General features: G+C 47.5%; 10 protein-coding genes and 1 CRISPR repeat array (1 of these 11 running past the window's edge). All 10 genes read left to right on the top strand.

The window, feature by feature from the left end:
- Nucleotides 1-2,636 (top strand): CRISPR-associated helicase/endonuclease Cas3 (gene cas3, locus KDK16_RS08270; RefSeq protein ID WP_257275571.1); only part of this gene is annotated, 2,636 nt, incomplete at its 5' end.
- 233 nt (nt 2,637-2,869) lie between these two features.
- Nucleotides 2,870-4,243, top strand: a complete 1,374-nt coding sequence (locus KDK16_RS08265) for an AAA family ATPase (protein ID WP_257275570.1) — start codon at nt 2,870-2,872, stop codon at nt 4,241-4,243.
- Between the two features lie 3 nt (nt 4,244-4,246).
- Nucleotides 4,247-4,939, top strand: a complete 693-nt coding sequence (locus KDK16_RS08260; protein ID WP_257275569.1) for an HNH endonuclease — start codon at nt 4,247-4,249, stop codon at nt 4,937-4,939.
- 217 nt (nt 4,940-5,156) lie between these two features.
- Entirely contained in the window at nt 5,157-6,701 is a 1,545-nt protein-coding gene (gene casA / locus KDK16_RS08255; RefSeq protein WP_257275568.1) for a type I-E CRISPR-associated protein Cse1/CasA, read from the top strand.
- Nucleotides 6,702-7,151, top strand: a complete 450-nt coding sequence (casB, locus tag KDK16_RS08250; protein ID WP_257275567.1) for a type I-E CRISPR-associated protein Cse2/CasB — start codon at nt 6,702-6,704, stop codon at nt 7,149-7,151. It begins immediately after the preceding gene.
- Nucleotides 7,152-7,187: 36 nt separating this feature from the next.
- On the top strand, nt 7,188-8,405 hold the full coding sequence (gene cas7e / locus KDK16_RS08245; RefSeq protein WP_257275566.1) for a type I-E CRISPR-associated protein Cas7/Cse4/CasC: 1,218 nt from the start codon (nt 7,188-7,190) through the stop codon (nt 8,403-8,405).
- Nucleotides 8,405-9,073: a type I-E CRISPR-associated protein Cas5/CasD gene (cas5e, locus tag KDK16_RS08240; protein WP_257275565.1), complete on the top strand. Its 669-nt coding sequence runs from the start codon at nt 8,405-8,407 to the stop codon at nt 9,071-9,073. The genes cas7e and cas5e overlap by 1 nt, the downstream gene beginning before the upstream one ends.
- Entirely contained in the window at nt 9,060-9,680 is a 621-nt protein-coding gene (gene cas6e, locus KDK16_RS08235) for a type I-E CRISPR-associated protein Cas6/Cse3/CasE (RefSeq protein ID WP_257275564.1), read from the top strand. Before cas5e ends, cas6e begins: the two co-directional genes overlap by 14 nt.
- Before the next feature lie 31 nt (nt 9,681-9,711).
- Nucleotides 9,712-10,632, top strand: coding sequence for a type I-E CRISPR-associated endonuclease Cas1e (gene cas1e / locus KDK16_RS08230; protein ID WP_257275563.1), 921 nt, complete (start codon nt 9,712-9,714; stop codon nt 10,630-10,632).
- 1 nt (nt 10,633) lies between these two features.
- Nucleotides 10,634-10,921, top strand: coding sequence for a type I-E CRISPR-associated endoribonuclease Cas2e (cas2e, locus tag KDK16_RS08225; protein WP_257275562.1), 288 nt, complete (start codon nt 10,634-10,636; stop codon nt 10,919-10,921).
- 107 nt (nt 10,922-11,028) lie between these two features.
- Nucleotides 11,029-11,501: a CRISPR direct-repeat array (repeat unit 29 nt); it runs 5,659 nt beyond the window's last position.

Raw genomic sequence — 11,501 nt, 5'->3', positions numbered from 1 at the left:
ATGCTAGTTATCATTTGCTGGTTTATCACTGTTTGGATGTAGCTGCGGTTGGCAGGGTCTGGTGGCAGGCATCTGCGTCGCTCCGACGCCAGTTTTGTCATCAAAGTGGCCTGCCCGATGAGCAGACTCAGGCGTGGTTACTTTTTTTTATTGCCTTACACGATCTGGGCAAATTTGATATCCGTTTTCAATTAAAAGCGAGGAATGTCTGGCAGCAGGTTAATCCTGAGGCAGATTGCTTTAAGCCTCAGGAAAACAATAATGATTATTATCACGGGCCAGCCGGAGTTTATTGGTTGTATCAAGATTGGCAGGATCGTTTCGAAGGTGAACAAGACGACCGTGATATTTTTTGTGATGATGACGAAAATGAAAGCTGGCAGGCATGGTTGAGTTGGCTGGGGCCGGTTGCAGGGCATCATGGAACCCTGGCAGGTAGCTCCGACAAAGATGACAGCCGCTTTGGTTTATCACCCGGTATGGTCAGTGTCCAGGGACTGGAATTGCTGAAACAGGCTCGTCAGGCGTGGTTGAAAGCGCTTGAGTCTCTATTTTTAAAACCTGCCGGGCTGACACTGGAAGATGATCCGCCATTTATGGCTGATGGCACTTTGCTGGCTGGTTTTTGTTCGGTTTCTGACTGGTTGGGTTCAGCCAGTGATGAGGGTGATTTTGAATTTCAAAGCCAGCCGACAGGTGATCTTCAGGAGTGGTTTGAATCTCGCCTGACGATCGCCAGACGATTGCTTCATCGAGCAGGGATTACTGGTTATCAAGCTCGTGACAATCCTGCTATTCAGAACTTGCTTGAGGAAGGGTATCAGCCACGACAAGTTCAGAGTCTGGTGGATCAACTACCGCTTACTGAGAGCTTAACATTAATAGAAGCCTCAACTGGCTCAGGAAAAACAGAGGCCGCGCTGGCTCATGCCTGGCAATTAATCCAACAGAACTTTGCCGATAGTATTGTCTTCGCACTGCCGACTCAGGCAACAGCCAACGCTATGTTGGGGCGTATAGAAAAGGCTGCACCTAACATTTTTGAGGGAAGCATCAATGCGGTGCTGGCTCATGGTCGGGCTGGATTTCAGCAGGATTTTATCGATCTCAAACAAGCAGCCAATTCGCACCCCGCACAGGGGGAAAAGGAAGCCAGAGTTCAATGCGCGCAATGGCTGGCCGAAAGTAAAAAAAGAGTTTTTTTAGGACAAGTCGGCATTTGTACCGTAGATCAGGTGCTCGCTTCAGTGTTGCCGGTGCGACACAAGTTTGTTCGTGGGTTTGGTATTGGGCGCAGTGTTCTCATCATTGATGAGGTGCATGCTTATGATGCCTACATGTACGGCCTTTTGGAGGAAGTATTGAAACAGCAGCGGACTGCGGGCGGATCGGCCATTTTGTTGTCTGCAACTTTGCCGGACTACCAAAAGCAGCAGCTAATGGAAGTCTGGGCCGTAAACACAGTGCCCAGCCATTTTGAAAATCCCGTTGATGCCCCTTATCCACTCATAACCAGCTACGGACAAAAGCAGCAGCACTTCTCGCTTGATGTCCGTCAGCAGCCCGCCAAAACGCATGTCAATATCGAACTGCAAACCGTATCCGGGTTGTTGCCTGATGATGACTTGTTGGAGCGAATGATTACTGCCGCAGAGCAGGGGGCTCAGGTCTGTTTTATCTGCAATCTTGTTGATGTAGCGCAGCAGTCTCTACGACAGTTACGGAAAAAAGCGGCAGGGCGACTGAGTGAAGACCAGCTGATACTGTTTCACTCTCGCTTTGTGTTTGCTGACCGTGAGAAGAAAGAAAATAAAGTTCTTGGCTTGTTTGGCCCTGAAGGTAAGCGACAGAAGGGGAATATATTGGTCAGTACCCAGGTTTTTGAATGTTCTATTGATGCTGATATGGACTGGATGATCAGTCAACTTTGTCCCGTCGACCTGTTATTCCAGCGTTGGGGTCGGCTGCATCGACATCAAAACAAGCACAAGCGTCCTGAGGGATTTGATCAACCTCTTTGTACTGTGCTGGTGCCACCGGAGTCTGAAGAGTATCAGCTGCATGAATTAATATATGGTGATAGTCGTATATTATGGCGAACTGAACAGTTGTTGGCGGGTTCTGGGAATATCGTTGAATTTCCTGAAGCATATCGGCAATGGATTGAGTCGGTTTATGATGAAGAAGATTGGGGGAGTGAGCCTGACTGGGTTATGGCGTCTCATCAAGATTTTGCTGATCATCAGCAAAGCCAGCGTATGGGCGCAAAAGTATTAATTAAATCCGCGATGAATACGCTGGCAGACACTGATGATAAAATTTCTGCAGTTACCCGTGACGGTGAAATGAATCTGACACTGGTTCCAGTTATTTCCAATGCTCAGGGTGAACGTTGCCTGTTGGATGGTTCGGTGGTTGATGAGTTGGATAAAAGTAACCGTTTTGAAAAAATTAGCCTTAACAGTCTTGGAATACCAGCCAGTTGGAATAAAAATGAAGGGCAGTTGCCCGATATGGATGATGTCAGATTAATATGGCTGGAAATGGAAGCCGACGAGCAAGGCTACCGGGGGCACTGGGGGGAGACAGAGTACAAGTATTCTGCGGAGGCTGGTTTTCAGCGCATAAAAAAATGAGGCATCCCCGCGGGCGCGGGGAACAGGGAGTGAACTGAGCTTTATATAAACAAACCACGGTTCATCCCTCTGTGAGAGGGAATTTCCATTATATAACATTGGCTCTTTTTGGTGGAGTTGTTATTAGATACACGGGCACAAAGGGTTGTTAAGGGTTATGATTGAGGTCTCTGATTTATCCAGAGCCTTTGTTTAGCAAGGTCTGACAAGGGTTCGCAGGTTCAGGTGAATGTATGAAGATACGTGAGCTCAGGCTCAAAAACTTTCGGAAGTTTGAGGACTCGGTCTTCAAGTTTAATACTGATACGAATGTCTCAGTCCTCATTGGTGATAATGCAACCGGTAAAAGCGCCATTCTTGATGCTCTGTCCATTATGATGGGGAGTTATCTGCTGGATTTCAAAGCTGGTGTAGGGCGGCATATCCGTAAGGAAGAGGTACGGCTAAAGCAGATCAATCTGGGTGACACAGTCACTCTTGAGCCGCAGTGGGACGAAGGGGTTTCGCTTTCTTGTCGTGCCTCTCTGGCCGAGTTGGCCAATAGTAATGATTCATCTCTTCTGGAAGACTTGCACTGGACTCGGGAACTGAAATCCGAGAAAGGTAAAACGACCCGTATTCTGGCAAAGAACATTGCCAAAGTGGGGAAAGACGCCAGAGCCAGGGTGGAAAAAGGCGAAGAAGTCCTGTTGCCCGTTTTTGGTTACTACGGCACTGGTCGTCTTTGGCATATCAAACAAGATGTAAAGTTGACGAAGCCTGAATCCAGATCGGCAGGCTATCGTGATTGCCTTGATCCGGCTTCCAGCCACAAGTTGTTTCTTAGATGGTTTGCCCAGCTGGAACAGGCTTCGTTCCAGAAGGGTAAAAAATTCGGCGTACTTGAGGCGGTTCGTAAGTCGATTCAATTTTGTATACCTGAGTGCAGGCACTTTTATTTTGATATTGAACTGCAGCAGCTAATGATTGAGCTGGGAAATGGACAGCTATTCAGCTTCGATAATCTGAGTGATGGTTATCGTAATACTCTGGCTATAGTGGCAGATATCGCACACAGAGCAGGTCGTCTGAATCCTCATCTGATGGAGATGGCCCCATTAGAAACCCCTGGCATTGTGCTGATTGATGAAGTCGATTTGCATCTGCATCCCAAATGGCAACGACGGGTACTAAATGACCTGCGGGAAGCATTCCCGAAAGTGCAGTTTATTGCTACTACTCATTCTCCTTTCATCATTCAATCTTTACGACCCGGTGAAGTGGTTGACTTGAACTCTTTTCTTCCCACAGATGAAAGCTCTGAAGCAGCGTCTCCTGCGCCAAAAGAACCATTCAGTGATCAGAGTATTGAAGATATTGTGGAAAGGGTGATGGGCGTTGAGGTGCCTTCTCGGAGTCAGCGTTGGCAGGCAATGAATGATACCGCTAAAAAATATTACACGTTGCTTCAGCAAGCGAACGTTGCTTCAGAGGAAGAGAAAGAGCAGTTAAAGCAGGAGCTGGACGAGCTGAGCGCACCCTTCAGTGATAATGTGGCTTACCATGCCTTTCTTGAGATGGAACGAGCCGCAGCCGGTCTGGGCAAAGGAAAAGCTGTAGAGGAGTAATTCATGAGGCCAGTGGATAAGGAGGCTGAGCCTCTGGATGCGAATGGAAATCCAAAGCAATTCAGTCAATACCAAAATGCCCGAAGGGATTTAATTGAAAGACTGGGTGGTTATTGTTCTTACTGTGAAATGAAGCTTGACGCATCTCTGGCAGTTGAGCATGTTCTGCCGAAAAAACATCACGAAGATTCGGCATTATCCTGGTCAAACTTTCTGCTGGGTTGTACGAATTGCAATTCAACCAAGGGTGATCATGATCCGCTTATAAACAGCTGCTTCTGGCCTGATGCAGATAATACTTTCAGAGCTTTTGAATACTCAGAGGACGGGGTTGTTCGCCCGAATCAGTCACTCTCTGATTCTGAAAGAGAAAAAGCTATGCGAACTATCCGACTAACTGGCCTGGATAAAACGCCTTTGCAAGCAACAGCTTCTGATCGTCGCTGGCAACAGAGAAGAGAAGTCTGGCAAATTGCCCAACGAACCAAGCAACGGTTACAGCGCAATGACAATGAAGACTTCAGGGATCAGGTTGTTGAAACGGCTGTTGGTCATGCTTACTGGAGCATCTGGATGACTGTGTTTGCAAATGACAGCGATATGCTCAATCGTCTGATTCGTGCTTTACCGGGTACTGCTCAAAGTTGTTTTGATACCGATGGTCATCCTGTATTAAGGCCAGGCGGTCAGATATAACATCCTTAAGCAATCTTGTCTGCTGGTGACTTGATATAAACTAACCACTTGAATAATTATATCTAGGCTTTATTATGCTCTTCATCCTGTAGCAGCATGTTGTGGTTGTTGGGTTGGCTTGAAGCAGACGTTACGATTTTGAACTCTTCAATGACCATAAGCTTGCTGCGTGAATCTTGGTTTTTACACTGCTTGTCATTTGAAGAGACATAAAAAATTGAAGCCATTTTCATTACTTGACCAACCGTGGATTCCCCTTCAGTACGAGGGTGCCCGGCACTGGATCACCTATCGGCAACTCTTATGTGGGGAGGAAAGGGGTGACCTTTGCCTACCCCGCGATGATTTTGAGCTGGCTTGTTTGCAATTATTGGCAGCTATCACTCAGGTTTGTTTCACACCATCTGATCGAAAAGAGCTGCTGGCTCGACTTAAAAAGCCCTTGTCTACCGATGAGTTTCTGAAGGGGGTCAAGGGTAAAGAGGCCTGGTTTGATCTGAATCACCCGGATACGCCGTTTATGCAAATCCGCGGGGTTAAGGCGAGCAAACCGACCCCGATGGATAAGCTGCTGGCAGGTGTGGCAGACGGAACCAACAAACCCTTTGTTAATCCTCATGGATTAGCAGAAGGGCTCTGTGGCAGCTGTACGGCGATCGCCTTATTTAACATGGCTAATAACTGTCCCAGCATGGGCGGTGGCTTCAAGGGAAGCCTGCGCGGTAGCACACCAATTACGCAACTGATTACCGGGCCTGTTACGCAACTAATTACCAAGCCTGATCTGCGTACAACAGTATGGTTGAATGTGCTGCATCAGGAGCGTTTGAGTAACATTGTTATGCCTTGGCATCAAGCTACTGCTCAACAAGCCCCAAACTATGTTGATCCCGTCAAAGCAGGAGAAAAAATTCGAGCAACGAACATCGGTCTTGCTCGTGGGCTACTATGGCAACCAGCACATTTTGAACTCTTGCCTGCTGAAGACAAAGGTTGCTGCAGTGTCTGTAATGCCTCTGCACCCCTGTATAAAGGTTTTAATAAAGCCAAATTTAATTACACAGTGGAGGGTAACTGGCCGCACCCACTGTCAGCCCGAACCTTCAAGATTGTCAAAGGCAAGAAAGAAGAAAAGTTTCCGTCGTTTACCACCACCGCACCTGGCTGGACACAACTAAGCCGTCTGGTTGTGGCAATGGAATCCAGTAAAGAAGGACAAATTCCTGCTCCTGTACTGATACAGAGCAGGGATGACAATTTGATCAAGCAGAAGCACTTACGATTTGTTATCGGCGGTTATAGAAACAACCAGGCAACGGTACTGGAGCGGCGCCATGAGTTTTTCAGTCTGGCAGATGGTTGGGCTGAACACGGAGAGGTGATCCACTATATCATAAAGACAGGACTGGGTTACAAAACGGCTTTGCGCAAGGCGCTCTATCTCTTTTCAGATGGTATTAAGGATAAAAACAAAGAGATCAAAGGCTCTGGTGTCAATCTCTGCCAGTCGGGTGACGACCTCTACTTCCAACAAACAGAGCAATGGATTCGGGACATCTTTGCCGATATCAATTTCAAGGAGCCACTACCCGCTATAGATCGCCTGCGCACTCAATTAAAACAAGCAGTATTGCAATTATTTGATCAGCTCACACAACCCTACCGGCAGGAACCCAAAATGCTCAAAGCACTGGCATTGGCCCGGCGCAGCCTGAATAAATCACTGGCTGAACTTCAGCCTGTGGTGACAGAGGAGAATTAAATGCAACCTTCTAACAAAAAGTCTCAGGATTTCATCCAGTTGTGGAATCGTTATGATGATTTGAGCGCTGGTTACAAAGCCGAGTTACGCAGGGTTTCGACACCCGATGATCTCATTGAAGTCCCCGCCTTTTATCGGCTAACGCGAGGTTATGGCAGCCATATAAATGTTCGGCGGCTGGTTTATTGTCTGCCATATCTGCAACATCAGGATGGTGGTAATTCATTGGGTAAAGCTCTGGCTGAGGCTGGAGTCAGGGAAAAACGGCTGTTTATGGTGATTCGCTCACAGGAACCCAATGATCTGATTCAGTTGCGCCGTTTGTTGCAGTACGTGAAACCAGTCGTTGACTTTTCGCAGGCAGCCTGGCTGCTATTGAGCTGGGATAAGCCTGAACAAAAGCAAAAATTGCTGGAAAATTTCTTTCTGCATCAGAAAGAGTCCTCCTGAACCGTTTTTTTACCTGACATCTAAAAGGACAACCTTATGAATAAGAACTTTGTAAACTTCCATATCCTGATTTCCCATAGCCCGTCCTGCCTTAACCGTGATGACATGAATATGCAGAAATCGGCTATTTTCGGTGGTAAACGCCGGGTGCGTGTTTCCAGCCAGAGCTTGAAGCGTGCAATGCGCACCAGTGAGTACTATCAGGTGAATTTTCCCGAGGTATCAATTCGTACCAGACAACTGGAGCTGTTAGGGAAAGAATTAACTCAGCTGGCTCCAAAAATTGATGAAAAATGGATTTCTAAGAGCATAGAGCTTTTTTCCAGCAAGGTGATTGATGACTCAGATGATGGTGTGGAATCAGACGAGGAAAGCACACAAAAGAAAATAGCAGTAGCACCTTGGTCTGTCTCAGAGTTCAAAACATTTTGTGCGCTTGTTCAAGAAATCTATGAGTCTGATTTAAATGAAAAGGATTATGAGTCACTGAAAAAAGCTATAGAGAAAGAGGGTAAAAGAAAGGCAACGGCAAAGAAGCCGAAATTATCTGATGATGAAGTTAAAGATATTTTTCTGGCAAAAATAGTAAAAAGAGAGCTAAAAGAGCGCACTGAAGCAATGGTTAAAGCTTGTGGACGAACAACAGATATTGCTCTGTCGGGTCGAATGGCAACATCAGGTTTAATGACCAATGTTGATGGGGCTCTCGCAGTGGCTCATTCCATCACCACTCACGCAGTTGATGCCGATATCGACTGGTTCACTGCCGTTGATGATTTGCAGGAAATAGGATCAGGCCATCTGGATACCCAGGAATTTTCTTCTGGCGTTTTTTATCGTTATGCCAGCCTGAACCTTCAGCAATTACAAAAAAATCTGGGTGATGCTTCCCGTGAACAGGCGTTGGAAGTTGCTGCCCATGTGTTGCATATGCTTGCCACTGAAGTGCCTTCTGCCAAGCAACAAAGTTTTGCTGCCCACAATTTGGCTGACCTGGCACTGGTTTGTTTTTCTGATCAGCCACTGTCTCTGGTCAATGCCTTCGAAGACCCCGTTAAGGAAACTGGCAATGGTTTCCGCCGTCCTTCAATAAACGAACTCCATGATCATTGGCAAAAACTGGCCGTAGGGTTTGATCTGGATGATAGCTGTGCCGAATTTGTGCTTGAAGACGTTGAAGTTCCTAAAGGTATTAGTGCTGTTGAATCCTTATCCGCACTGAAGCAATGGGTTCAAAACAACGGTGAGGACTGATGATGCGACAGCATTTGATTCTGAAACTGGAAGGTCCCCTGCAAAGCTGGGGCAAACACAGCTTTGAAGGATTACGACCATCGGAGGCTTTTCCGGGGCGCAGTGCCTTGCTGGGTCTTCTGGGAGCCTGTCTTGGTATTGACCGTGAAGACTTTGAAAGGCAGCGCCAACTAGCGACGAGTGTCGGCTTTGCAGTGCGTATTGACCAGGGCAAACACAGGCCGATAAAAATGACTGACTACCACACCGTCAAGGATGCACGGGTTGATTATCAAGGACTGAAAAGCCATCAGACCATTCAGACCTGGCGTGAGTATTGGCAGGATGCCAAATACACTGTTGCCATCTGGAATCTGGCAGAAGCCAGTATCTCTCTGCAACAATTGCAGCAAGCCGTACACAAACCCGTCTTCACTCCGGTTCTGGGCCGACGGAGTTGTCCATTGGTTCGACCCTTGTTTGAAAACATGATTGAAGCCGAAGATGCGCTGGCTGCACTGATTAAAATTAAACCTGTAGCCGGTACAGTCTACAACGAAGAAAAATCAGGCAGCCGCCCGCTTCAACTCAGGGATGTACCCATCACTGAACAGCCAAGGCAGTTTGCTAATCGGAGTGTCCATGTGCAGGTGCTGACGAAAGAGGAGGGATGTGATGTATCTGGCTAAAGTGCATATTGCCCCTGCAAAGAGTAACAATGCTTACGAACTTCATCGGGCTTTGTGGCAATTGTTTCCTGATCGACCGAATGATAACCGCACCTTTTTGTTTCGTGTAGAAAGCCTGAGTCGTGCGTTTGGGGCTCAGGTCTTAATGCAATCACACTTAAAGCCAGCTGACAGCGGTGAACATGTTCGTTGTCTGGCAACGAAAGTTGTAAATTATCAATTTCAGCAAGGTCAGCAACTGCGATTCCGACTGCGATGTAATCCGGTTAAGGCAGTGAAGGATGAGCGTAAAGGTACAGTGACCCGTAACGGTAGAACTCATATCCGTTCGGTCAGGGTGCCTTTAATCAGTGAAGAACAGCAACAGCAATGGCTGAGCAGTAAACTCAAACAGTCCGGAGTCTGTTTACAGGCGGTCAATATAGTGCAGGAAAATCCACTTTACTTCCGCAAAACACGGGAAAAGCGCAGTGGTAAGGTGCAGCCGGTGTTGTTTGAGGGGCTAGTGCTGGTGGACGATCCGACAGCATTGCAAACGGCTGTGGTTGAAGGCATAGGGCCTGCAAAATCCTTTGGCATGGGGCTGTTAAGTCTTGCTGCTTGTTAAGACTTAAAGAGAACGATAACAGGGAGGCAAGATGTCGTTTATCCCACTAAAACCCATCCCAATCAAAGATCGGATGTCCATGGTGTTTGTCAGCAAAGGCCGGATAGATGTCCGTGATGGCGCTTTTGTTGTGGTTGATGAAGTCAAAGGTGACAGAAAGCATATTCCTGTGGGTTCTGTCGTTTGTATTATGCTCGAGCCAGGTACACGGGTGTCCCATGCTGCCGTCAAACTGGCGGCAACGACCGGTACATTGCTGATTTGGACGGGTGAGTCCGGTGTTCGACTCTACTCGGCCGGACAGCCGGGCGGTGCAAGGTCAGATAAGTTGCTCTATCAGGCAAAACTGGCTCTGGATGAAGAACTGAGACTTAAAGTCGTTCGCAAGATGTTCGAGTTTCGTTTTGGTGAGCCTGCCCCTTCTCGTCGTTCAGTGGATCAACTGAGAGGGATCGAAGGTGCCAGGGTCAGGAAAACGTATCAGCTGATGGCAAAACAATACGGTGTGGAATGGAAGGGGCGAAGTTATGACCCAAAGGATTGGGAATCAGGCGACACCATCAACAAATGTTTAAGTGCCGCTACAGCCTGCCTCTATGGCGTTACTGAGGCGGCGGTATTAGCGGCGGGCTATGCCCCTGCGATCGGATTTATTCATTCTGGCAAGCCCAAAGCATTTGTGTATGACATTGCTGACCTGTTCAAATTTGAAACAGTGGTGCCTGTCGCGTTTCAGATTGCTGCCAAGGGTACCCATAACCCGGACAGGGATGTACGTATCGCCTGTCGTGACAGTTTCCGTAAAACACGACTTCTGAAAAAGATCATTCCCTCTATTGAAGAGATTCTGGCGGCAGGAGAAATTACGCCACCTCCACCGCCGGATGATGCACAACCACCGGCGATTCCTGAGCCTGTTTCTATTGGTGACACAGGCCATAGGAGCAGTTGAAATGAGTATGTTGGTTGTGGTGACTGAAAATGTGCCACCGAGATTGAGAGGCAGGTTGGCTGTCTGGCTTCTGGAAATTCGGGCAGGCGTGTACGTTGGTGATGTCTCTATAAGAATCAGGGAAATGATTTGGGAGCAAATTAATGCGCTGGCTGAAGATGGCAACGTGGCCATGGCCTGGGCCACCAACACAGAGTCCGGATTTGATTTTCAAACCCACGGCAGAAACAGGAGAATACCGATTGAAGAAGATGGTTTAAGGCTGGTTCTTTTTAAATCGGAAGAGTAATTAATCTGTTCTTTAACAATGGAGTATTTACAGTGATTTTTTGATGAATTCGCTGGTGGAAAATTTAGGTCTTGTAACTTGTTGATTTAATCGTGTATTTTTTTAGAGTGTTCCCTGCGCCTGCAGGGATGAACCGGGTGCTATGGTCTGCTATTGCGGAAATGGCGGGTGTTCCCTGCGCCTGCAGGGATGAACCGCTGTAGAAAAATCAATATAAGTTTCATCAAATGTGTTCCCTGCGCCTGCAGGGATGAACCGTAACCACCTATCCTAAACCGGCAGGCTGTGTAGTGTTCCCTGCGCCTGCAGGGATGAACCGGTGATTCGCTCACTATGTCGTCTGTATTAAGTGTGTTCCCTGCGCCTGCAGGGATGAACCGGGGGCTTATGCCTCCTTTTTTAATTCAGGTGGGTGTTCCCTGCGCCTGCAGGGATGAACCGTTAGGGAAATAGACCTAAATCCTTCTGCGCTAGTGTTCCCTGCGCCTGCAGGGATGAACCGTGTTATTATGTAATTGTCACTTGATAACGACAGTGTTCCCTGCGCCTGCAGGGATGAACCGCGTTGTTTTCAATGCCT

The sequence above is a fragment of the Endozoicomonas sp. SESOKO4 genome (genome assembly GCF_024606275.1).
The sequence above is the reverse complement of the archived record's forward strand: the minus strand, read 5'-3'. Positions and strand labels throughout refer to the sequence as shown.